Genomic DNA, 22,592 nt, shown 5'->3' with positions numbered 1-22,592 from the left:
TATGGAGGTCAAAGATTCTGCGTTGTTTGCAGTTCGTCAAATTTCGCCTACCGAAAACATTCGGCGGTGTTCCTTGATCGCATAGCGATCGGTCATCCCGGCAATGTAGTCAGCTATCCTGCGTGATTGGTCGCCAGCCTCCTGATACTGGGGAGGCAGCATGCGCGGGTCACTGACGAATGCCGAAAAAAGGTCGCTGACGATACGCCCCGCTTTGCTGGTCATGCGCAAGACCTGAAAATGCTGGTAGAGATTCTTGTGCAGGAAACGTTTCATTTCTCGCTGCGCTTCACGCAGCTCATCCGAGAAGGCAACCAACGGCCTGCCCAGCCGGGTTTCAGCCAGATCTTTGGGTCGCTGTCGTGCAATATTGCCCGCCGTCGTTTCGATCATATCGCACACCAGGACATTGATTATGCGACGAATCGTTTCATGCACCAAGCGTCTCCCGCCAAGGCCCGGATAGGCTGCCCTCACATCAGCACTATGGCATGCAAATAAAGTGACTTCTTCCAGTTGCTCAAGCGAAATCAGGCCAGAGCGCAATCCATCATCGACGTCATGATTGTTGTAAGCAATTTCATCAGCAAAATTGCAGATTTGCGCCTCCAGCGAAGGCTGTGTGCGGTTTATAAAACGCTCGCCAAGTTCGCCCAATTGGCGAGCATTTTCTAGTGAGCAATGCTTGACGATACCTTCGCGCGTCTCGAAACACAGATTGAGTCCGTCAAATGCGGCGTAGCGCTCTTCAAGCAAATCAACAATACGCAGACTTTGCAAATTGTGTTCAAAGCCTCCCTGGCCACGCATGCACTCATTGAGCGCATCCTGTCCGGCATGGCCGAACGGGGTATGTCCCAGGTCATGGGCGAGCGAAATGGCCTCCGCCAAATCTTCGTTAAGGTGCAGCGCGCGTGCTATGCCTCTGGCGATCTGCGCGACTTCGAGCGTATGCGTCAAGCGTGTTCGAAAAAGGTCGCCCTCGTGGTTAACAAAAACTTGCGTCTTGTACTCGAGGCGCCTGAACGCAGTCGAATGCACGATGCGATCACGATCGCGCTGAAACTCACTGCGATGCGATGGCGACTTGTCGGCGTGGCGACGGCCCCGCGAGTTGACCATTGACACGGCATAAGGAGCGAGCTCAAACATGGGGTGAGCGTGCAGCAATCGCTTTGGCAATTTCAGTCTGTGCTGCGCAATCGCTTACTACCGCCTGACCAATCTGCTTGAACAGCACGAGACGCAACTTGCCGCTTTGCACTTTCTTGTCGTGCTGCATCAGTTCAAGATAACGACTCACTTCCATGGCCGGACCAAAGACCGGCAAACCGGCCCGAAGGAACAGATTTTCCACACGCTCGACGTCACCAGCGCTGATCCAGCCGAGTTGACGGGACAGTTCTGCGGCCATCATGGTGCCTGCCGCCACAGCTTCACCATGCAACCATTCGCCGTATCCCATGCCGGTTTCAATCGCGTGCCCAAAGGTGTGACCAAGGTTGAGCAATGCTCTTTCGCCGTTTTCATGTTCGTCTGCAACAACAACTTCGGCCTTGTTCTCACACGAGCGGCAAATGGCATATTCAAGCGCCTGTGGCTCACGCACCAGCAAGCGCTCCAGATTCGTTTCAAGCCAATCGAGAAAAGGCAAATCCCGGATCAATCCGTTTTTTATGACCTCGGCAAGGCCCGCCCGTAACTCGCGATCAGGCAAGGTATTCAAGACATCGATATCGGCCAGCACCAAGCTCGGCTGATAAAAAGCACCAATCATATTCTTGCCAAGCGGGTGGTTGATTGCTGTCTTGCCACCGATTGACGAATCGACCTGCGCGAGCAGGGTTGTCGGCATTTGAATGAAGGGCATGCCGCGCTGGTAACAGGCGGCCGCAAATCCGGCCATGTCACCGACAACGCCGCCCCCCAAGGCGATCATTGTGGTTGAACGCTCGCAACAGCGCGCAAGCAGCACATCGAAAATGGTATTAAGCGTCTGCCAATTTTTGAAGCGCTCGCCATCGGGCAAAATAATCTCGACAACATCAATGCCTGCATCACGCAATGGTTGCGCCAAGTGCTGTAGGTAAAGTGGTGCAACCGTTGTGTTGGTGACAATGGCAACCTTGGCTTGGCGTAAATAGGGGAGAAGCAATTCGCAGCGGTCAAGAATTCCCTGGCCGACATGGATCGGATAGGCTCGTCCCGGCAAGGCAATCGCTACAGTTTCCATCGCTCTCCAACCTCCTTGACTAACAATTGCAGAACAGCCTGTGCATTGCTCCGGCTTGCATCAACCACCAGATCAGCCACTTCGCGATAGAAGGGATCGCGCTGCGAGAAGAGCTCCTTGAGTTTGAGCAAAGGATCGGCAATTTGTAACAGCGGCCGGTTTCTATCATTGCGCGTACGTTCCCAAAGGGTGTGTGGCGGTACGTTGAGATAGACAACGAAGCCACTTGCCCGCAGGTTGATGCGATTCTCTTGGCGCAATATGACCCCGCCGCCAGTCGCCACAACCTGCCCGCTCAGTCGTGACAGATCTGCGATTACCTGAGCTTCGCGTCTGCGAAAGCCTTCCTCGCCTTCGATTTCAAATACCGTTGGAATACTAACGCCGGTACGCACCTCGATTTCATGGTCTGAATCAACAAAATCGAGGTTCAAACGTTTTGCCAGTGCCCGCCCGATAGTCGTCTTGCCAGCTCCCATCAGGCCAACCAGATAGACGTTTTTTGTACCGTATTGTTTATCCACGCCGTCATTCTACCGCAGAGCTTGCGTAACAAAATGACACTGGCTCGACCAGCCAGTGCACTGCGGTATTGAATATTGAGGTTCTTTGGTACAATGCGTTCAACTGTTGAACATGTTCTGGATGCCTGTCGTGCTCAGTGAAGCGCTTCGTTACAAACTATTGAAACTTCTCGCCGATGAGCCGCAAATCAGTCAGCGTGATCTGGCGTCTCGCCTGGGCATCAGCGTTGGCAAAGCCAATTACTGCATGAGTGCTTTGGTTGAGAAGGGACTGGTCAAGATCAACAATTTCCGCAAGGCGGACAATAAGCTCGCCTATGCCTATTTGCTGACACCTAGCGGCATTGAAGAAAAGGCGCTGGTTACGGTCAGCTTTCTCCAGAACAAAATGCGCGAGTATGGCGAATTACAAGAAGAGATTGCCGCCTTGCGACGCGAAGTGTTGGCTTCTAAGCCTCAAACTCAGCACCTGACTATCGGAGAGGTCCATTGATTCCGGCCGCGACGGGCGAAGCGCAGGCGGATGAATCGGGCTGGTATGTCGTTTATACCAGGCCGCGCCAGGAAGCGCGCGCTTTGGAAAATCTACGCAATCAGGGTTTCGATTGCTTCCTGCCAACGCTCATGACCGAGCGCTTGCGCGCAGGGCATCGGGTCACGCTACCGGAAGCTTTGTTTCCACGCTATCTTTTTGTTTACCTTGAAGCCGGTCGCAGCAACTGGTCGGCAATCCGCAGCACACGCGGGGTTGCCCGCTTGGTCGAGTTCGGTGGTGTAGCTGCGCGCATACCATCAGCACTAATTGTCGTGCTGGCTGAACAACCCGCTCAGAAGAAAGCGCTGTTTAAAGTGGGCGAACGGCTGAAAGTGGTTGACGGTCCTTTTGCCGGGATTGAGGCGGAGTTGCTCCGCCTGTATGAAACTGCGGATGGCGAAGCGAGAGTAATGCTGCTGATGGATATTCTGGCAAGGCCGCAGCAGATTGGTTTGCCAGCCTGCGCGGTGCGCAAGGCGGCCTAGAAGCCGCAGCATGTCGGGCGTCAGCCAGACATGCTGTCGAGATAATCGGAGAATCGCGTTTTTTGGAATGACGCTCAATCCAAGGGCGGTAGCGTGCCTGGGCATTGAACGTCGCTAACCGTTTGCACAATTTCACGGAAGATGAAAGATGAAAAATGAATAAAACTGCACTTATTACGGGAATAACCGGCCAGGACGGCGCCTATCTGGCCGAATTCCTGCTCAAGAAGGGCTATATCGTGCACGGCCTCAAACGTCGTAGCTCGCTCTTCAATACTGACCGCATCGACCATCTCTATCAGGATCCGCATGTCGATAACCGTAAATTCATCCTGCATCACGGCGACCTGACCGACTCGACCAATCTGATCCGCATCATTCAACTGGTACAGCCCGACGAGATCTACAACCTTGCCGCCATGAGCCATGTGGCGGTAAGTTTTGAAACGCCTGAATATACAGCCAATGCTGACGGCATCGGCACCCTGCGTCTTCTCGAAGCCATCCGCATCCTCGGCCTTGAGAAGAAAACCCGTTTCTATCAGGCCAGCACCTCTGAACTCTACGGCCTGGTACAGGAAACCCCGCAGAAGGAAAGTACCCCCTTCTACCCGCGCAGCCCCTATGCCGTGGCCAAGCTCTACAGCTACTGGATCACCGTTAATTACCGCGAAGCCTACGGACTCTTCGCCTGTAATGGAATCCTCTTCAACCACGAAAGTCCGCTGCGCGGCGAGACCTTTGTTACGCGCAAGATCACCCGTGCCCTGGCGCGCATCAAGCTCAACCTGCAGGACTGCCTCTACCTGGGCAATATGGACTCATTGCGCGACTGGGGCCATGCCCGCGACTACGTGGAGGCGCAGTGGCTGATGCTACAGCATGACCAGCCGGAAGACTTTGTCATCGCCAGCGGCGTGCAATACAGCGTTCGCGACTTCGTTAATGTTGCCGCCAAGGAACTTGGCATCACCATCACCTGGCAAGGTCAGGGGATCGAAGAAACGGGCACCGACCAGAACGGCAAAGTCATCGTCAAGGTCGACCACCGTTATTTCCGCCCAACCGAAGTCGAAACCCTGCTCGGCGATCCGACCAAGGCCAGGGAGAAGCTCGGCTGGACCCCAAAGACTGGCTTCGCAGAACTTGTTTCGGAAATGGTCCGCGAAGACCTGAAGAGCGCCGAACGCGACGAGCTCGTGAAAAAGCATGGCTACGCCACCTTTGATTACCACGAGTAAGCGGCAAGAAAATATGGACAAGCACGTCAAAATCTATGTGGCCGGACACCTTGGCCTGGTGGGTTCTGCGATTGTGCGCAAGCTGCAGGAGAAGGGTTTCACCAATCTCCTGGTGCGTACCCGTACCGAACTTGATCTGACCAATCAGGCCGCTGTCCATGACTTCTTTACATCGGAAAAACCCGACCAGGTTTACCTTGCGGCAGCCAAAGTTGGCGGCATCCACGCCAACAACACCTACCCGGCTGAATTCATTTACGAAAATCTGATGGTCGAAGCCAATGTCATTCACGAGGCCTGGCGCATGGGTGTGCAAAAGTTGCTCTTTCTTGGCTCCAGTTGCATCTACCCCAAGCTTGCTCCCCAGCCTCTGAGTGAAAATGCACTACTCACCGGCCCCCTGGAAGCCACCAACGAACCCTACGCCGTCGCCAAGATCGCCGGCATCAAACTCTGCGAAAGCTACAACCGCCAATACGGTGAAAGCCACGGCGTCGACTATCGCAGCGTCATGCCCACCAACCTCTACGGCCCTGGCGACAACTATCATCCGGAAAACAGCCACGTCATCCCCGCGCTCATCCGTCGTTTTCACGAAGCCAAGATCGCCAATGCGCCTGTGGTCACCATATGGGGCAGTGGTACACCGCGCCGTGAATTCCTCTACGTTGATGACATGGCCGATGCAAGTGTGCACATCATGAACCTCGACAAGGCGACCTACGATGCCCACACCCAGCCCATGAACAGCCTGATCAATGTCGGCTGCGGGTACGACATCACCATCAACGAACTCGCACGCACGATTGGCAAAGTCATCGACTACCAGGGCCAGATCGCCTTCGACCCCGGACAACCTGACGGCCCGCCGCGCAAACTGATGAACAGTCAGCGCATCAACGCGCTAGGCTGGGAGGCCAAAGTCGGTCTGAAAGAAGGGCTTGCCAAAGCCTATGCCGATTTTCGGGCAAGGACACAACCCGTGAGTGCGGTCACGAATCCTGAATGCCAGACATAAACCCAGTGCAACACTCCCAACCCATCCTTCAGCTCCTGAGCCGCCTTTGGCACCACATCAACCCTCGGCGGAGGAGGCAGTTCGGACTTCTACTCGCTTTGATGATTCTTGCTTCTTTCGCGGAAATTCTAAGTATCGGATCCGTGCTGCCCTTCCTTGGCGTGCTGACAGCCCCAGGACATGTTTTTGAACATCCGGCAGCACAGCCATTAATTCAAACTCTGGGCCTGACCAGGCCTGAGCAACTCCTGTTGCCACTGAGCATTATCTTTGGGCTGGCCGCTCTCATGACGGGTGTGATGCGCCTGCTGCTGCTCTGGGCCAGCACACGGCTATCCTTTGCAACCGGCGCTGACCTGAGTATCAGTATCTACCGCCGCACACTCTATCAACCCTATGCCGTCCATGTTGCCCGTAACAGCAGTGAAGTGATCAGTGGCATTGCAGGCAAAGCCAACAGCGTCATCTACAGCATTATCGTGCCAGCCCTGACCCTGATCAGTGCCAGCATCATGCTGTGCACGATCCTGCTTGCCTTGTTGTCAGTAGACCCGGTCATTGCTCTAGCGGCTTTTGGTGGTTTTGGCCTGATCTATGCTTTTATCATTCGACTTACCCGTAACCGACTTTTGATCGATAGCCAATGCATCGCCCGCGAGTCCATTCATGTGATCAAATCCCTGCAGGAGGGGCTAGGCGGCATACGTGATGTTTTGATTGACGGCAGCCAATCAACCTATTGCCAAGTCTATCGCGACGCCGATCTACCTCTGCGCCGCGCGCAGGGCAATAGTATCTTTATCAGTCTTAGCCCACGTTACGGGATGGAAGCCTTGGGTATGCTGCTAATCGCTACACTGGCCTATACCTTGGCACAACAAACGGACGGTATTGCCAGGGCCATCCCCGTTCTTGGCGCCTTCGCGCTCGGCGCACAACGCTTGCTTCCTGTATTGCAGCAGGCATATGCGTCGTGGTCTGGCATTCAGAGTGGGCAAGCTTCTTTGCAGGACACGCTGGAGTTGCTCGATCAGCCACTACCCAGCCATGCAGCTTGGCCTACTATCACCCCCTTGTCTTTCCAGCATCAGATCAGTCTAAAACAGCTCTCATTTCGGTATAGCCCGCAAACCCCATGGGTGCTCAACATGCTCGATCTCACCATTGCCAAAGGCTGCCGAATCGGCTTTGTCGGCACCACGGGTAGCGGCAAGAGCACGCTGCTCGATATTGTCATGGGCCTCTTGCAACCGAATGAAGGTACGCTCGAGATCGATGGTCAGCCCATCACCGTTCACAATCATCGCGCCTGGCAAGCGCATATCGCGCACGTCCCGCAAGCCATCTTCCTTGCCGACAGCACGATCGAAGAAAATATTGCCTTTGGCGTGCCTAAGAACCAGATTGACCCCGAGCGGGTGCGTCAGGCCGCTCACCAGGCACAGATTGCCGATACCATCGAGACTTGGAATAGACAATATCAAACCGTCGTGGGCGAGCGTGGCGTTCGTTTGTCCGGTGGTCAACGCCAACGCATCGGCATCGCCCGGGCGCTTTACAAACAAGCCGACGTCATTATTTTCGACGAAGCCACCAGCGCGCTAGACAACGAAACAGAAGAGGCCGTCATGCAGGCTATCGAATGCCTCAGCGAGGATCTGACCGTGCTCATCATCGCTCACCGCCTTACCACCTTGAAAAACTGTACGCAAATAGTGGAACTGGGCGATGGCGGAATCAAGCGAATCGGTAGCTATCAGGACATCGTAAGTCAGGCAGCATAATGTGGCTTCAATAGAGTCAGGGAAGTAATCCAATGCTTAGTAATTCATCAATCCTAATCACTGGCGGCACAGGCTCTTTCGGCCATACCTTTGTGCCTATGACGTTGGCCAAATACAACCCTCGTCGCCTAGTCATCTTTTCACGTGATGAGATGAAACAATGGGAAATGGCTAAACTTTATGGCAATGATGAGCGTGTTCGTTTTTTCATCGGTGATGTGCGCGACAAGGATCGTCTCGCACGCGCACTCAACGGTATCGATCATGTAGTTCATGCAGCCGCCACCAAGATCGTGCCGACAGCGGAATACAACCCATTCGAGTGTGTGAAGACCAACGTAATCGGTGCCATGAATCTAATCGATGCCTGCATCGACCAAGGGGTAAAACGCGTGGTGGCGCTCTCGACCGACAAGGCGAGTAGCCCGGCGAATCTGTATGGCGCCACCAAACTGACCTCGGATAAGCTGTTTATCGCTGGAAACTCATACTCAGGAAGCGGCGATACCCGATTCTCCGTTGTTCGTTACGGCAACGTCATGGGATCGCGCGGCTCGGTGATCCCTTTTTTTCTCTCGCTTGATGACCAGGGAGCATTGCCAATTACGGACGATCGCATGACTCGCTTCATGATCACACTAGAACAAGGCGTAGACCTCGTCTGGCATGCCTTTGAAGATATGGTCGGAGGTGAAATTTATGTGAAGAAAATCCCCTCCATGCGAATCATAGATATCGCACGAGCAATTTCGCCAAATGCGCCTCAACAAGTAGTCGGAATCCGCCCAGGTGAAAAACTCCACGAACAAATGATAGGTCCAGAAGACGCGCCGCACACCTACGAATATGCCAATCACTACAAGATACTGCCAGCGATCCATAACTGGAGCCTGGATCCCGAGCGTATAAGTGACGGCAAAGCGGTAAGTAGTGGTTTTACCTATTGTTCGGACAACAACACCGACTGGATGAGCATCAATACCTTGCGTGAATGGGTCGAGCAGAACCGAGAGAAGATTGGTAGCATTTGATGGTAACCATTCCGTATGGGCGACAGGATATCAACCAAGACGATATCGATGCAGTCATTGAAGTCCTGCGCTCAGACTTTTTAACCCAAGGCCCGGTAGTTCCGAAATTTGAACAGGTCGTCGCGGACTACTGCGGCTCGCAACACGCCGTTGCCGTCAACAGCGCCACCAGTGCATTACACATCGCGTGCCTAGCGTTGGGTATTGGTAAAGGTGACGTGGTCTGGACAACGCCAATCACCTTTGTCGCTAGCGCCAACTGCGCCTTGTACTGTGGCGCAACAGTCGACTTCGTGGATATTGATCCTAAAACATACAACCTAAGCGTAAAGTGTTTAGCAGAAAAGCTGGAGCAAGCGGACCGAACCGGGAACTTGCCAAAGCTTGTTATCCCGGTACATCTGTGCGGACAACCATGTGATATGGCTGGCATTCATGCTCTAAGCAGGCGATATGGTTTCCGGATCATCGAGGATGCTTCACACGCCATTGGAGGTCGCTACAAAGGGGAGCCCGTCGGGAATTGTCGATACAGTGACATGACCGTTTTCAGTTTCCACCCGGTCAAAATTATTACGGCGGGTGAGGGGGGCATGGTATTGACCAACGACGCCCAGAGCGCCAAGAGATTGCGCCTTCTACGTAGCCATGGCCTTACCAGCAATTTAGAAGATATGCAATCCAGGCCGGCTGAAGAGCTCTGGAATTACCAACAGACAGCGCTCGGATTCAACTATCGCATGACGGATATACATGCGGCACTAGGCGTTAGCCAGATGCGGCGTTTAGAGGAATTTGTGACTAAGCGGCACGCTATCGCAGAACGATACGGTAGCGGATTGTCCAATCTTCCAGTCATAACACCATGGCAAAACCCTGACTGCTATTCCGGGTTTCACCTCTACGTTATTCGCCTGAAACTTGGCGATATCGATAAAACACACCGACACGTATATGAAGCACTGCGGGCGACCAGCATACAAGTAAACTTGCACTACATCCCTGTTTATCGCCAGCCATATTATGAACAGATGGGATTTAAGCCAGGGTACTGCCCTCAGGCAGAACGTTACCACATTGATGCCATCAGTATGCCAATGTATCCGGGCTTGTCAGTAAAGGAACAAGATTATGTCATCAGTGCCTTGCGTGACGCGCTATGGCTATGAGCCAAGGCGATAAGCTTGGATTGGGCACCGTGCAATGGGGGCTCCCCTATGGTATTTCTGGTGAGAAAGAAATCACCCCTCCTCAAACTGTCGCAGCAATTCTCACCGAAGCACAGAGAGTAAAGATTAGGGTGCTGGATACAGCGGTACTGTATGGAGAGTCAGAGCGAGTCTTGGGATCGAACTGCCTTGACGAATTTGACGTAGTAACAAAAACACCGAGATTCGCGACCAGCGTCATAACGGATGATGATGCATCTCGGATTACGAAGGCTTTTTCACAGTCTCTTGAAAAACTCTCGACAAAAAATATCTATGGTTTGCTCCTACATCATGCAAATGACCTGCTCGTTCCGGGTGGTACAAAACTTCTCGCCGCAATGATGGCTTTAAAAGAAAAAGGGGCTGTCGAAAAAATCGGCGTTTCAGTGTACGACGCAGAGCAGATCGATGCTGTGTTAAAGGTGTTTACTCCTGATATCGTGCAGCTTCCAATCAGCGTCTTGGACCAAAGACTATTGACCAATGGCCGCCTGGACATGTTGAAGAGTGAGGGTGTCGAAATCCATGCCAGGTCGGTATTTCTGCAAGGGCTTTTGTTGATGCCCTTGCGTCAGGTACCAGCGTATTTCGACCCGATTCGCCCACTGCTCTCAATGTGGCACTCTGCAGCGGAGGTGCAGGGCATGACACTGGCCCAAGCGGCCCTAAGTTATGTGCGTGACATAGTCCTTGTCGATACTGTTCTCGTGGGCGTCGAGAGTCTGGAGCAGTTTCGGGCTTGTCTTTCCGACTTTTTCGGCGAGCGAACTTTCAATGCGGCAGGATTGTCCTGTCATGCTCCAGAATTCGTAAATCCCGCACTCTGGAATCTATCGTGAATCCTTTGAGTCTAGGCGTAATTGGCCTGTCTCCCGGGAACGGCCACCCCTATTCATGGTCCGCCATATTCAATGGCTACGACCCTGTCTATATGGAGAATTGTGGTTTTCCCGTCATCCCACGCTACCTGGAAAAACAGCACTTTCCTGAAGATACGATTGCGGAAGCGAAGGTCACTCATGTTTGGGCACAAAGCGAGAGTATTGCTGCCCATGTGGCTAGAGCGGCACTAGTTCCGAATGTCGTTGCATCATTCACCGACATGATTGGAGAAGTGGATGGAGTCTTGTTGGCGCGTGACGATGCCGAGACTCATCTTAAGTTCGCGGCACCGTTTCTTGAAGCCGGAATCCCGGTTTATATCGATAAGCCTCTCGCCTTGACGGTTGCCGAAGCGAAGCAGATATTCGCAATGCAGCGCTATCCAGGGCAGATATTTTCTTGCTCGGCCTTGCGGTATGCGAAAGAGTTTCAACTGTCTGAAATTCAGTCGGAACAGATAGGCCGTTTACGACAAATCCATGCAACCGTCCCGAAAGATTGGGGAAAATATGCCATCCATGTCATCGAACCGCTGCTCCTGATAGCACACGACCGGGGGGCAGTGGAGCGAACTCAATGCTGGCATTCTGATGAGACAACTACATTGGCCGTTAAATACAGAGGAGGGTTCGATGCGCTCATCAGCACGCTTGGATCAACGTATGCGCCACTCGCTCTGAGAGTCCTAGGCGAATCCGGCTGGATAGACCTGTTTTTCGAGGATACCTATGCCGCCTTCAAGAGTGCTCTGCACCAGTTTGTGCAGGGGATAATTCATCGTGATGAACGAACAAGTTCCACCTTCATCCTGGAGGTTATCGGTTTGATTGAGCGCGGGCGGAAATTGTGAAATCAAGAACGGTATTGATCTCGGGTGCAAGCGGAAAACTTGGCAGCGTTCTAGTCAGTCATTTTCTGGCGATTGGGGATCAGGTTGTGGGTATTTTTCGGCAGTCTGAATCAGGAATGAAGCTAATGTCGGAGCACACGAGTTGCGCTGAGAAGTTAGTGGGAATCCAGGCAGACCTTACGGAATCTTGTTCGACAAAACTCTTATTGGAGCAACTTGACGTACGGAACATTCAGCCTGACTGTCTAATTAATAATGCACGGAGTGTCGATTATCTGAAAGTTGAAGAGAACGGTCTCGTAAGTAGAGACAGCTTTGCCAACGAGTATTTGCTGGATGTCATCGTGCCTTACGAATTGACCATGGCAATGGTAATGCAGAAAAATAGCCGTTTGTGCAGAGTCGTGAATATGGGCTCAATGTATGGAGCAGTTGCTGCAAATCCATACCTCTATGAAGATCCGGTCACGCAATCTCCCTTGCACTACGGCGTCGCCAAAGCAGCGCTCGCGCATTTAACCAAAGAACTAGCAGTACGGCTTGTGAGCAAAGGTGTGCAAGTGAATTGTGTTGCGTTCGGCGGCGTTGAAGGGCGAGCAGATGAAGAGTTCAAACAACGCTACGCAAAACTCTGCCCAATGGGACGCATGCTAAGAGATGATGAAGTGACCGGCCCGGTGGATTTTCTTTTATCGGAAAAATGCTCAGGAGTGACGGGGCATACGCTCGCTGTCGACGGTGGCTGGAGTCTTTGGTAATGAAACACATTGCGATCATTTTGGCCCGTGGTGGTTCGAAGCGCTTACCGCGCAAGAATATCCTTGAACTGCACGGCAAGCCCATGCTGGCATGGAGCGTTGAGGCTGCACTGCAATCTGGTCAATTCGATCAAGTGCTTGTGTCAACGGATGATCCAGAGATCGCGGATGTGGCACGATCTTATGGTGCCGCGGTGCCGTTTCTCCGTGATTCAGCAGCCGATGATATTACGCCATCAAGTGAAGCAACCCTCACCGCACTAGGGCAGGCAGAGCAGCATTGGGGCGAGAGGTTTGATGTCGTGTCACAACTTATGGCAAATTGCCCGATGCGCAATGCTATAGACATACAAGCTGCGGTTAGGAATTTTATTGAACAGGGTGCCGAGTCGCAGATTAGCTGTTTTCGGTTTGGCTGGATGAATCCTTGGTGGGCGGTCAGATTGGATGAGAATGGTTCTCCTGACTACCTGTTTCCTGAAGCTCGAGTCGCGCGCTCTCAGGACTTGCCAGCCTTATATTGTCCAAGTGGCGCGATATGGATTGCCCGTGCTCCGACCTTGAAATCCGCCCGTACTTATTATGTGCCAGGTCACATTTTTCATACGTTGAGCTGGATGTCCGCCATGGATATTGATGATGTCGAGGATTTTGAGATGGCAACGGCTTGCTTCCTCAGCAAGACAGATTCGTAATGTAATGAATATTGCCTTTCGAGTAGATGCATCAACCCAGATTGGCATCGGTCACTTCATGCGATGTTTGACTCTTGCCGATGCTTTTAAAAAGCACGGGGCCCGGACTCGCTTTGTGAGCCGTTACATCTCAGATCATCTCCGCAGCATGTTGTTCACACGTGACCATGAATTTAGGCAATTCATCGAATATAAAGGCGGAGACGCCTTGGACGGACTTCCTCATTCACACTGGCTCGGCGTCAGCCAGACTAAGGATGCAACCGACACCGTCAACAGCCTCACTGATCAATACTGGGACTGGCTTATCGTAGATCACTACGCACTTGATAGCCGTTGGGAGAAAGAATTACGTCCAATTGCCCGAAAAATCTTGGTCATTGACGATCTCGCTGACCGCCATCACGACTGCGATGTGCTCCTTGACCTTAATCTGTACGCGAATATGGGTACTCGTTATGTCGGAAAAATTCCGGTCGACTGTCAGCTATTGCTCGGTCCGCGCTATGCATTACTGCGGGACGAGTTCCGGCAGCTGAGAAAGCAGGTCAAGCCTCGCGTTGGGCCGGTAAGGCGCGTCCTGGTTTCATTCGGCGGAGTGGATGCCGCTAACTACACCATAGCCGTTATCGATGCCCTCGCAGGAATCGGCATTCATGACTGGCACGTGGACGTAGTAATCGGGGCGCAGCATCCGCATCGCGAACAAATTGAAGAGGCATGCAATAAACACGGATTTGTTTTACATGTGCAAACAAACCAAATGGCTGAGTTGATGGTAGCAGCTGATCTCGCAATTGGCGCTGGCGGCTCGGCAATCTGGGAGCGATGCTGTCTGGGTTTGCCCTCGTTGAGTATTTGTGCAGCTGACAATCAATCACGACAGCTTGCCGATGCGGCCTCGGAATGCTTGCTATATGCACCGAATCTGAACGGCAAACTGGTTCATGCGATTAGGCGGCATGTGGTCGCCCTCATGGAAAATAGCCATCTTAGAATGGCCATTTCCCGCTGCGGAATGCAGGCCGTGGATGGGAACGGCGTACTCCACGTCGTTGGCGCGTTAGGGTGCAGCGATATTCTGATTCGAACAGCGATACCAGATGACTCAGAAAAACTGTTCGAGTGGCGCAATAACCCTGATATTAGGATGGCCTCACGTAGCTCAGACCTAATCAGTTTTATAGATCACCAGAAATGGTTTTCGTCGGTGCTGAGTGATCCGAGCAGGCAGCTACTCATCGGCGAGCAAAATGGGTTACCTATTGGCGTTGTTCGATTTGACGTGCAATACGATGAGGCAGAGGTTTCCATCTATCTCAATCCGGCGGTCAGAGGTCTGGGCCTTGGCCGTAATCTGTTGCGGGGTGCGGAATCCTGGTTCTTGCGTGATCATCACGACATCAATATTTTTCGCGCCGATGTTCTTGGGACGAACAAGCGCTCGCATCGTTTGTTCACGGAGTCCGGATACTCTGTCGAATCGACGTCCTACTTAAAGAGGTTCTGAAGTGTTGAAAATAGGGGAGCGATCAGTAGGGTTGGGGAGGGCACCTCTTATCATCGCCGAGATATCGGGGAATCATAACCAGTCGCTCGAACGAGCGCTGAAAATTGTCGAGGCCGCGGCCAAGGCAGGAGCACACGCACTAAAGATCCAAACATACACGCCCGATACCATGACTATTGATCTGGATGAACGTGAGTTCCATATCAGTGACGCCAAGAGTTTGTGGGTGGGAAGCTCTCTGTATCAGCTGTATGCACAAGCCTATACGCCGTGGGACTGGCACATGCCGATTTTCGATAGGGCACGCGAACTCGGCATGATTGCTTTTAGTACGCCATTTGATGTCACCGCAGTGGATTTTCTGGAAAGTCTCGATGCCCCGTGTTACAAGATATCTTCGTTCGAAAACACCGATTTACCGCTAATTCGGCGTATCGCCGCTACCGGCAAACCGATGATTATCTCCACGGGCATGGCCACAATCGCTGAATTGGACGAGACCGTGCGCGCCGCTCGGAGTGCTGGTTGTAACGATCTGATTCTTCTCAAGTGCACCAGCACCTACCCTGCGACCGCAGAAAACACCAACATCCTAACTATTCCACATCTGCGGGAGTTGTTCGGGTGTGAGGTTGGCTTATCTGACCATACCTTAGGAGTTGGCGTGTCGGTAGCAAGCGTGGCCTTGGGTGCAAGCGTTATCGAAAAACACTTCACATTGAACCGGGCCGATGGAGGGGTTGACAGCGCTTTTTCAATGGAACCTGCCGAGATGGTGCAACTGGTAGCAGAAACCGAGCGAGCCTGGCGTGCGCTTGGGCAAGTTAGCTATGGGCCGACGGAGGCCGAAATGAAATCCCTCCAATTTCGCCGCTCCCTATACATAGTTCAGGACTTGAAAGCCGGGGACGCTCTAACGCGTGAGAATCTGCGCGCAATCAGACCTGGGCTTGGTTTGCCCATGAAGTATCTAGAACAAGTATTGGGAATGAAAGTGAAGCAAGACGTCACGCGTGGAACGGCTCTGGGTTGGCGCCTCTTAAAATGATGCGATATGTATAAGGCACTTATCATTGGGTGTGGAAATATTGGCGCGATGTATGACTTCGAAACAGAGTCGATATCAACCTATGCGAAGGCGTTTCACCTTGATCCCGAAATTGAGTTCGAAGTTTATGATCTTGAACAAAAATTTTCGCTCAAGGTTGCAGAACGCTATGGCGTTCGGTGTTTGAATGAGTTGAGTCCTTTGGTTTTCAAAGGTTACGACATGGTGGTAATAAGCTCATCAACTGAGACCCATTACGAATATCTTTCTCTCATGCTCGAAAATGGACCCAAGCTGGTGATCTGTGAGAAGCCGGTGGATGTTGATCGTACTCGACTGGAGCGGCTGCTCACGCTTTATCAGAAAACGGACACCAAGGTGATGGTTAACTTCTTCCGTCGCTTTCAGCCTGGCATGATTCAGTTAAGAGAGAGGATCGGAAATATTTTGCGCGAGGAGCGATGCACGAACATCGTCCTGACGTATCAACGCGGATTTCACAACAATGCTAGTCATGCAATTGACTTACTTGAGTTTCTCTTTTGTTCGGTGATCGATTTTACAAAGGCTAAAATTAATCAAAGCGTTAACGATGAGTTCGATACGGATCCCACACTATCTGTGTCATGTGTCTGGAATGGTGCAAGCCTGCAAATGATCGGACTCGGATGTGTTGAATTTACACATTTCGAAATAGCCCTTTATTTCGAAACAAAAGCAGTGTTAATGAAGGATTGCGGAAATGAGGTTGAAATTCTATCAACGCTAGGCAAACGCGGTAGCTTTTATCCTAAGCTTTGTCTCCAGAGTAGGCAAACTGCGGTGCTTGATAACTACATGGTAAATGTTATCTCTAATGCAAAGAGCATGCTAGAAAGAAAGGTTAACGATAACTTCCTAGAAAGTGTGAGTATTTCGGAGCGTATATTGATACTGCAAAGACATTGATATTATGAGCAAACTAGCGATATTGGGTGGTGCTCCCGTAAGGCAGAAAGAATTCCCAAACAGAATTTCGATGGGATTGGAGGAGAAGAGAGCTGTGTTGCGCGTACTGGATTCGGATGTGCTTTCAGGGTTTATAGGAGCCGCCGGGAAATTTTTTAATGGCGGCAAAGAAGTCGTCGAGTTTGAAGGCTTGTGGGCCAAAACCTACGGGTTCAAGAATGCAGTCAGCGTTAACTCTTTGACGACTGGGCTACAAGTCGCGGTCGGGGCGGTCGGCATCGAGCCAGGGGACGAGGTGATTTGCTCACCCTACAGCATGTCTGCAAGTGCGACTGCAGTCTTGTTCTACGGCGGGATTCCGATATTCGCCGACCTTGATCTCCATCGCTTTACCCTGGATCCAAGGTCAATTGAACGCTGCATTACCCCTAGAACCAAAGCCATACTCGTGGTGCATTTGTTTGGCTATCCTGCGGATATGGACCCGATAATGGAGATTGCGGCCAAGCACGGTTTGAGAGTTATCGAAGATGCGGCTCAGGCACCTGGTATTTACTATAAAAGCAGACCGGTAGGTACGATTGGTGATGTGGGTGGATTCAGCTTGAATTTTCACAAACACATTCATACCGGTGAGGGCGGTCTTCTGGTAACGAATAACGATGATATAGCTCTTCGCTGCAGACTAATTCGGAATCATGGCGAAAACGCCACCGAAGCATACGGAGTTGAAGATTTGTCGAATATGATTGGTAGCAATTATCGTTTCACAGAGCTTCAAGCAGCCATTGGAATTGAACAATTTAAGAAATTGAATGGCTTCCTGTCTCATCGCGCTGATCTCGGTCGCTACCTCGACCGGAGGTTGCTCGGCATTCCTGGCCTAGGCATACAACACATTGAAAGCGGAAGCACTCACTCCTACTACATGTATCCGGTACGTTTTAATGAGGAGATCGTTGGAATACCACGAAGCCTTTTTTTACGTGCGGTAGCAGCTGAATTACCGAAACCAAGGTTTTGGGACACTACTCCATTCGCTGAGGGATATGTAAGACCGCTATACCTCAATCCGTTGTATCAGAAGAAAATTGCAATCGGGAAAAAAGGATTTCCGTTCAATTTCAATTGTGGCGTCACCTATGATTATCCAAAGGGTTTGTGCCCAGTGACCGAACGTCTTTATGAAAAAGAACTCCTTTTGTCGCCGCTTGTGCGGGAAGGCATGAGTATTGAAGATATCAAAGATTTTGCTGATGCAATCGAGAAAGTCATAGAAAGGATACATGAATTAAAAAAATGGTCAGATAGCGCAGGTACAGAGACCATGTACGATGCAGTAAAGGCCATTAACGAAAATGTATTGTAAGAAAGTCGCCTTGGTCTCGCACGATGCTGGAGGCGCAGAATTGCTGGCGAGCTATATCAATCAAAGCCAGTTAACTTGCCGACTGGTTCTTGAAGGGCCTGCGGTTAGTGTCTTTTCGCGACGTTTTGGTTTGGTTCAAACATGCGCTTTGCAGGAAGCTCTGTCATCTAGTGAATGGTGTCTTTGCGGAACCAGTGGGCAAGCAGATCTGGAATGGCTTGCAATTGCCAAAGCAAAGGAGACAGGGATGCGAGTTGTATCATTTCTGGATCATTGGATGAACTACCCAGAGCGCTTTACTCGAAACGGCATTCAACATTTGCCAGATGAAATCTGGGTAGGTGATAAAGATGCGGAGAAACTTGCGAAGATACATTTTCCAAATATTCTCATCCGATTTGTCCGCAATCCCTATTTTATCGATATAAAAAAAGAAATAAAAGCCCTTGAAGGAGGGAATCGAAAACTAGATATAAGCGGAAAATTAGTCTTGTTTGTCAGCGAGAATATTTCGGGCCATCCCCACTTGAAGCATCTTGACGATGGTTATGTACAATATGATGAATTTGATGCAATAGATTATTTTTTAGAAAATATGAACGCACTTGGGGAGAGAATAAAAAGCGTTGTGATTCGCCCACATCCATCTGATCCGCCGAATAAATATGAACGAACTGTCGAGAAGTATTCTGATATTGTCAAAATAAGCAACGAGAAAACATTGCTCGAAGATATAGTGGCGTCCGATATTGTCGTTGGTTGCCAGAGCATGGCAATGGTGGTGGGTTTGTTGGCGAGAAAAAAAGTCGTAAGTTGTATTCCCCCGATGGGGCATGACTGTTGCCTTCCGCAGGAAAATATAGTTCGCCTGCGTGAATTAGTAGAGCAAAAATTAAGCGCTTCAATATTTTTTAATTGAATTTTGCTCACTGCAAGCTTCGTGACAAGCGACATTTATAATCTACTCGGTTTGGCTTGCGAAATTTTATTTTTATATACGTAATAGAAAATTGGAATTTGTATCATGGATGAAAATGACACCATAGCGGCTCGACAAATTGATGTATATAACAAGGTTGCAGACACCTACGGAGTTAGCAGTAAAGCAGTTCTGCTCGACGATCCTCAGACGCAGTACCTAAGGTTCTCTGAGTTAACCAAATTTATGGATTTCAATGACGAGAATAAAGTTGTTCTTGATATCGGCTGCGGGAATGGTGAACTATACAAATTCATAAATTTTCAGGGTTTCAGAGGGCAATATATCGGATATGACATCAATGAAAAACTTCTTAATCAAGCCAGAAGTCGATTTCCAGGAATCAATGTTCAAAACAAAGACGTCATGCGTGAAGAGATAGCGCAACATTTCGATTATGTCGTATTAAGCGGTCTCTTTAATTTGAACGTCGGGCAATCCAAGGCATGGATTTATGAGTTCTTGAGGAAAATATTTTCATTATGCAATGGCATTATGGCTTTTAATATGATATCGACATATGTTACGCACTCGAATGAGCGAATGTTCTATCTTGATCCAGCCGAAATTCTCACGTTTTGCATTCAGAATATTTCTAAACGAATCACGCTGGCTCATCATAATTTGCCGTACAACTATACGGTTACCGCGTTCAAAAACGACTCTTGGAATTCCGTCAAAGAAATTATTACGTAAATGCATAGCTATGAAATAAATTACAAAGAGGACAAACAGGTGTGGGATAGCTTTGTGTCGACATCTCCACAAAGAAGTGTATTCGTGTACAGCAGGTTTCTTGATTCGCTCTTGGTGAATTATGATTTGGTAACTTGTTACGACAAAGAGAAAATTGTTGCCGGTGGGGTAATGATTTACTCGGATTCTGGAAAACTTATTGGCGCACCATTTCCGTTTACTCAGTACCAGGGAGTTTTGTTGGCTGAGAGCTCAAGTCAACTGGGGCATAGCCGAACAACGCGAGAATTCAGGGTTATGGAGAAGTTCATTGCCCAGCTGGTCGAACGCTATACGAATTTCTGTTTCTGCCAATCCTGGCGTCTGCACGATCTCCGTCCGTTTCAATGGCACAACTACAGCGAACCGAGCATGGGTATGTTTGACATATCCCTCCGCTACAGTAGTGTTTTGGATATAAGAAAATTTCATGATTTTGAAAGTTATTTTTCGTCCATTAGAACGGTCAGAAAACAAGAATTCAATAAATCATCTAAACTTTTGACCCTGAAAATAAGTAGCGATGAAATAATACTTGACGATCTTCATGCCAAAACTTTGGAGCGACAGAACATAATCCGCACAGATCGTGAATCTTCGCTGGTTAGATCCATAGCCAAGCAAGCGATCTTGGGCGGATATGGCGAAATGGCCTGTGCCATTTTGGATGATTTGCCAATCTCGGCGGTGCTGTTTCTGTATGACGATAGAACTGCGTATTATTTGTTTGGTGCAAATGACCCGTCAAAGAGACATAATTTTTCTGGAACATTTACGCTTCTGAACATGATTAAAAACGCCTTTGAAAAAGGGATTCAGGAGATTGATTTTGTCGGAGTTAACTCACCCAACCGTGGAGATTTTAAGATCAGCCTTAATTCGGAGTTGAGACCTTATTTTGTAACTTCAATCAATACAGCCTGAATGAAAATATCAAATATCAATATCAGGGCAACCGCATTAAATGAATTCTGGTCCGATGAGTATTCAGACTCTTTGTATTTATGGCAGGGGGCTAAACACACTAGCACTCTTAAATATATTGAAAATGACTTAGTACCAACTAATCCTGACCTTTTTTCAACCAAAGAGGAAATCCAAGAGGCCCATGACGTTTGCAAAAATTTCTATTACAAAATTCTTCCTGAGTTGGCTAGGAGGTTAAATACAATTCACAATCTTGAACTACCGGTATCATTTTGGGAAGTGGTTTTTGGTTATTGGCTGTTCCGGCACATTTCCATTGTCTACGAGAAATATGTCTATCTCAGCGCATTGGATATTGACGCGACTGGCATAAAAATATTAAACAAAAGTGATTTTAACATCCCAAAAAATCATGTCGATTACATATTTTGCTTTGCTGGTGATTTTGGCGTTCAACAATTGGTCAGTCAGTACTACCATTTATACAAGACCAAAGATTTTGAGATCGTACGCCTGAAATACACATCCTGTATCAGTTCGACAGATGATGGTTCGATGCTCTTTGGGTTAAGACGTAAAATTGCCTTGATGCAAGTTGAACCCCAGATTGCACTTCTAAATGTAGTCTTGTCAAAAAATAACCGGAAAGTTTTGGAAGAACGGTCACAAGGGAGAGTAAACAGTTTTTCATTGCCAAGAATCAAAAGAATTCCTCTTGATGCTGATTTCACAAAAAGAAAATTTATAACACGAAGCACTATCGAGCGCAGCTTTGAAAGTTATTTTATGCAGTCGCTGTATTATTGTTTACCCATGGATTTCTTGGAATATTTTATGGGGTACTACAGTGTTTTTAAAAATGATATCAAGTGCAGAAAATTCACTCACATAGTTTCAGAATGCTGGATAAGCAACGTCCAGGACGCCATTTACGTCGCTTTGGCCAAGGAAGACAACAGAAAATTTATTTGCTACGAGCATAGTTCTGGCACTTGCTACTACAAGAATTACATGCAGTTTATGGACTACGAAGCGTCTGATATCTATCTGTCAGTTGGATGGAAAGGAAATATCAAGAACCTCATCCAAGGAGGTTTTGCCTGTAGGGATGTTATTCCGTACCAGTTTGACCCGAAAAAGAAGAGCATTCTTTTCATTACCCGAACAAAATTTATCTATGGGGTCGAAATCAACGAATACAGTGCGAGCAACTCAACTTTTATCAGAGAGTTAAAAACTATCGCGGATATAATCACATTACTTCCTTCTGCATTGATTGAACATTTCTTGTTTAGGCCAAGACAAGAAAATGGGTTCTGGGATGTAGAGCACCTGTTGGAACTCGAAAAACTTAACATTAAAATTGATCGGGGCAGTTTCAACGAAAGTATCATTAAATCAAAAATTGTAATTATTGACCACATGAGCTCCGGGTTTTCTGAAATATTATTAATGAAGGTTCCTTTTATATTGGTTTGCGACATTAGTTGCATCCCGTTATCGGGTGAATTGAAGGAGATATTTGATGACCTGATCGATTGTGGTGTCATTCATGCTTCAGCACAGTCTACCATAGCCAAATTATCATCAATTTATGACAATGTGGAAGATTGGTGGTTTAGTGAGGCCGTTCGCCATCCAGTTGAGAGACTAACTGATTACTCTTTAGCACCAGAAAGCAAAACTACGGATTATTTTTTGTCCCTGTTACCAGAGGGTATTGCGACTCCACCTAATTTACAAAATCGGTTTTTAACAAAAGCAATTCTATGCGCAAAATCGGCATTAAGCATGATGAACAAAATAATAACTTCCTGAGGATGTAGCTA

Annotated in this window: 22 protein-coding genes; 19 read left to right on the top strand and 3 right to left on the bottom strand. The window is 49.3% G+C overall.

The features are described 5' to 3' along the window. Positions 1-36: 36 nt before the first annotated feature. Genes Q1J43_RS08585 through Q1J43_RS08575 form a run of 3 tightly spaced genes read right to left on the bottom strand, consistent with a single transcriptional unit; the run spans position 37 to position 2,757 of the window. Positions 37-1,152: a deoxyguanosinetriphosphate triphosphohydrolase gene (locus Q1J43_RS08585; protein ID WP_301102064.1), complete on the bottom strand. Its 1,116-nt coding sequence runs from the start codon at positions 1,150-1,152 to the stop codon at positions 37-39. Then, entirely contained in the window at positions 1,145-2,233 is a 1,089-nt protein-coding gene (aroB, locus tag Q1J43_RS08580; RefSeq protein ID WP_301102063.1) for a 3-dehydroquinate synthase, read from the bottom strand. Before aroB ends, Q1J43_RS08585 begins: the two co-directional genes overlap by 8 nt. Continuing rightward, the gene (locus Q1J43_RS08575) at positions 2,221-2,757 is read right to left on the bottom strand and encodes a shikimate kinase (RefSeq protein WP_301102061.1); all 537 of its coding nucleotides are present in this window, start codon (positions 2,755-2,757) and stop codon (positions 2,221-2,223) included. The genes aroB and Q1J43_RS08575 overlap by 13 nt, the downstream gene beginning before the upstream one ends. 112 nt (positions 2,758-2,869) lie before the next feature. Here Q1J43_RS08575 and Q1J43_RS08570 point away from each other — a divergent pair, with 112 nt between their 5' ends. The 19 genes from Q1J43_RS08570 to Q1J43_RS08480 all read left to right on the top strand — a co-directional run bounded on the left by Q1J43_RS08570 (position 2,870) and on the right by Q1J43_RS08480 (position 22,581). Next, complete coding sequence (locus Q1J43_RS08570; protein WP_301102076.1) at positions 2,870-3,250, top strand: MarR family EPS-associated transcriptional regulator; 381 nt, start codon at positions 2,870-2,872, stop codon at positions 3,248-3,250. Continuing rightward, positions 3,247-3,777 carry a transcription/translation regulatory transformer protein RfaH gene (rfaH, locus tag Q1J43_RS08565; protein WP_301102059.1) on the top strand — a complete coding sequence of 177 codons (531 nt, stop codon included), beginning with the start codon at positions 3,247-3,249 and terminating at the stop codon, positions 3,775-3,777. Before Q1J43_RS08570 ends, rfaH begins: the two co-directional genes overlap by 4 nt. 155 nt (positions 3,778-3,932) lie before the next feature. Next, complete coding sequence (gene gmd, locus Q1J43_RS08560; protein WP_301102058.1) at positions 3,933-5,018, top strand: GDP-mannose 4,6-dehydratase; 1,086 nt, start codon at positions 3,933-3,935, stop codon at positions 5,016-5,018. A 13-nt stretch (positions 5,019-5,031) separates the two neighbouring features. After that, positions 5,032-6,036 carry a GDP-L-fucose synthase gene (locus Q1J43_RS08555; RefSeq protein WP_301102057.1) on the top strand — a complete coding sequence of 335 codons (1,005 nt, stop codon included), beginning with the start codon at positions 5,032-5,034 and terminating at the stop codon, positions 6,034-6,036. Between the two features lie 251 nt (positions 6,037-6,287). After that, the gene (locus Q1J43_RS08550) at positions 6,288-7,820 is read left to right on the top strand and encodes an ABC transporter ATP-binding protein (protein WP_301102056.1); all 1,533 of its coding nucleotides are present in this window, start codon (positions 6,288-6,290) and stop codon (positions 7,818-7,820) included. A 32-nt stretch (positions 7,821-7,852) separates the two neighbouring features. Then, a complete protein-coding gene (gene pseB, locus Q1J43_RS08545; protein WP_301102055.1) occupies positions 7,853-8,851 on the top strand; it encodes a UDP-N-acetylglucosamine 4,6-dehydratase (inverting) in 999 nt (332 codons plus the stop codon). Beyond that, the gene (gene pseC / locus Q1J43_RS08540; RefSeq protein WP_301102054.1) at positions 8,851-10,020 is read left to right on the top strand and encodes a UDP-4-amino-4,6-dideoxy-N-acetyl-beta-L-altrosamine transaminase; all 1,170 of its coding nucleotides are present in this window, start codon (positions 8,851-8,853) and stop codon (positions 10,018-10,020) included. Before pseB ends, pseC begins: the two co-directional genes overlap by 1 nt. After that, the gene (locus Q1J43_RS08535) at positions 10,017-10,901 is read left to right on the top strand and encodes an aldo/keto reductase (RefSeq protein WP_301102053.1); all 885 of its coding nucleotides are present in this window, start codon (positions 10,017-10,019) and stop codon (positions 10,899-10,901) included. The genes pseC and Q1J43_RS08535 overlap by 4 nt, the downstream gene beginning before the upstream one ends. Then, entirely contained in the window at positions 10,898-11,794 is an 897-nt protein-coding gene (locus Q1J43_RS08530) for a Gfo/Idh/MocA family oxidoreductase (protein WP_301102052.1), read from the top strand. The genes Q1J43_RS08535 and Q1J43_RS08530 overlap by 4 nt, the downstream gene beginning before the upstream one ends. After that, the gene (locus Q1J43_RS08525; protein WP_301102051.1) at positions 11,791-12,552 is read left to right on the top strand and encodes an SDR family oxidoreductase; all 762 of its coding nucleotides are present in this window, start codon (positions 11,791-11,793) and stop codon (positions 12,550-12,552) included. The genes Q1J43_RS08530 and Q1J43_RS08525 overlap by 4 nt, the downstream gene beginning before the upstream one ends. Next, positions 12,552-13,247, top strand: coding sequence for an acylneuraminate cytidylyltransferase family protein (locus Q1J43_RS08520; RefSeq protein WP_301102050.1), 696 nt, complete (start codon positions 12,552-12,554; stop codon positions 13,245-13,247). Before Q1J43_RS08525 ends, Q1J43_RS08520 begins: the two co-directional genes overlap by 1 nt. A gap of 4 nt (positions 13,248-13,251) precedes the next feature. Beyond that, positions 13,252-14,757 carry a UDP-2,4-diacetamido-2,4,6-trideoxy-beta-L-altropyranose hydrolase gene (gene pseG, locus Q1J43_RS08515; RefSeq protein ID WP_301102049.1) on the top strand — a complete coding sequence of 502 codons (1,506 nt, stop codon included), beginning with the start codon at positions 13,252-13,254 and terminating at the stop codon, positions 14,755-14,757. 1 nt (position 14,758) lies between these two features. Further along, complete coding sequence (gene pseI / locus Q1J43_RS08510; protein WP_301102047.1) at positions 14,759-15,805, top strand: pseudaminic acid synthase; 1,047 nt, start codon at positions 14,759-14,761, stop codon at positions 15,803-15,805. Positions 15,806-15,811: 6 nt separating this feature from the next. Then, positions 15,812-16,753: a Gfo/Idh/MocA family oxidoreductase gene (locus Q1J43_RS08505; protein ID WP_301102045.1), complete on the top strand. Its 942-nt coding sequence runs from the start codon at positions 15,812-15,814 to the stop codon at positions 16,751-16,753. Between the two features lie 4 nt (positions 16,754-16,757). Continuing rightward, positions 16,758-18,122 (top strand): DegT/DnrJ/EryC1/StrS family aminotransferase, encoded by a 1,365-nt coding sequence (locus Q1J43_RS08500; RefSeq protein ID WP_301102043.1) that lies wholly within the window; start codon positions 16,758-16,760, stop codon positions 18,120-18,122. Further along, the gene (locus tag Q1J43_RS08495; RefSeq protein ID WP_301102042.1) at positions 18,112-19,041 is read left to right on the top strand and encodes a polysialyltransferase family glycosyltransferase; all 930 of its coding nucleotides are present in this window, start codon (positions 18,112-18,114) and stop codon (positions 19,039-19,041) included. Before Q1J43_RS08500 ends, Q1J43_RS08495 begins: the two co-directional genes overlap by 11 nt. A 105-nt stretch (positions 19,042-19,146) precedes the next feature. Continuing rightward, positions 19,147-19,797, top strand: a complete 651-nt coding sequence (locus Q1J43_RS08490) for a class I SAM-dependent methyltransferase (RefSeq protein ID WP_301102041.1) — start codon at positions 19,147-19,149, stop codon at positions 19,795-19,797. Next, positions 19,798-20,760: a GNAT family N-acetyltransferase gene (locus tag Q1J43_RS08485; RefSeq protein ID WP_301102039.1), complete on the top strand. Its 963-nt coding sequence runs from the start codon at positions 19,798-19,800 to the stop codon at positions 20,758-20,760. It begins immediately after the preceding gene. Next, on the top strand, positions 20,761-22,581 hold the full coding sequence (locus Q1J43_RS08480) for an LIC12162 family protein (RefSeq protein ID WP_301102038.1): 1,821 nt from the start codon (positions 20,761-20,763) through the stop codon (positions 22,579-22,581). It abuts the gene before it with no gap. Positions 22,582-22,592: the final 11 nt, after the last annotated feature.

This window comes from Propionivibrio sp., from assembly GCF_029255185.1.
Taxonomy (GTDB): Bacteria; Pseudomonadota; Gammaproteobacteria; order Burkholderiales; family Rhodocyclaceae; genus Propionivibrio.
Note: the sequence above shows the minus strand (reverse complement) of the source record. Positions and strands in the feature narration are given on the sequence as shown.

What these genes read in the sequence shown, in the direction of transcription:
- Q1J43_RS08585 (WP_301102064.1), bottom strand. Translation starts at nt 1,152, where the DNA reads ATGTTTGAGCTCGCTCCTTATGCCGTGTCAATGGTCAACTCGCGGGGC.
- aroB (WP_301102063.1), bottom strand. Translation starts at nt 2,233, where the DNA reads ATGGAAACTGTAGCGATTGCCTTGCCGGGACGAGCCTATCCGATCCAT.
- Q1J43_RS08570 (WP_301102076.1), top strand. Translation starts at nt 2,870, where the DNA reads ATGTTCTGGATGCCTGTCGTGCTCAGTGAAGCGCTTCGTTACAAACTA.
- gmd (WP_301102058.1), top strand. Translation starts at nt 3,933, where the DNA reads ATGAATAAAACTGCACTTATTACGGGAATAACCGGCCAGGACGGCGCC.
- Q1J43_RS08555 (WP_301102057.1), top strand. Translation starts at nt 5,032, where the DNA reads ATGGACAAGCACGTCAAAATCTATGTGGCCGGACACCTTGGCCTGGTG.
- pseB (WP_301102055.1), top strand. Translation starts at nt 7,853, where the DNA reads ATGCTTAGTAATTCATCAATCCTAATCACTGGCGGCACAGGCTCTTTC.
- pseC (WP_301102054.1), top strand. Translation starts at nt 8,851, where the DNA reads ATGGTAACCATTCCGTATGGGCGACAGGATATCAACCAAGACGATATC.
- Q1J43_RS08535 (WP_301102053.1), top strand. Translation starts at nt 10,017, where the DNA reads ATGAGCCAAGGCGATAAGCTTGGATTGGGCACCGTGCAATGGGGGCTC.
- Q1J43_RS08520 (WP_301102050.1), top strand. Translation starts at nt 12,552, where the DNA reads ATGAAACACATTGCGATCATTTTGGCCCGTGGTGGTTCGAAGCGCTTA.
- pseG (WP_301102049.1), top strand. Translation starts at nt 13,252, where the DNA reads ATGAATATTGCCTTTCGAGTAGATGCATCAACCCAGATTGGCATCGGT.
- Q1J43_RS08505 (WP_301102045.1), top strand. Translation starts at nt 15,812, where the DNA reads ATGTATAAGGCACTTATCATTGGGTGTGGAAATATTGGCGCGATGTAT.
- Q1J43_RS08500 (WP_301102043.1), top strand. Translation starts at nt 16,758, where the DNA reads ATGAGCAAACTAGCGATATTGGGTGGTGCTCCCGTAAGGCAGAAAGAA.
- Q1J43_RS08495 (WP_301102042.1), top strand. Translation starts at nt 18,112, where the DNA reads ATGTATTGTAAGAAAGTCGCCTTGGTCTCGCACGATGCTGGAGGCGCA.
- Q1J43_RS08490 (WP_301102041.1), top strand. Translation starts at nt 19,147, where the DNA reads ATGGATGAAAATGACACCATAGCGGCTCGACAAATTGATGTATATAAC.
- Q1J43_RS08485 (WP_301102039.1), top strand. Translation starts at nt 19,798, where the DNA reads ATGCATAGCTATGAAATAAATTACAAAGAGGACAAACAGGTGTGGGAT.
- Q1J43_RS08480 (WP_301102038.1), top strand. Translation starts at nt 20,761, where the DNA reads ATGAAAATATCAAATATCAATATCAGGGCAACCGCATTAAATGAATTC.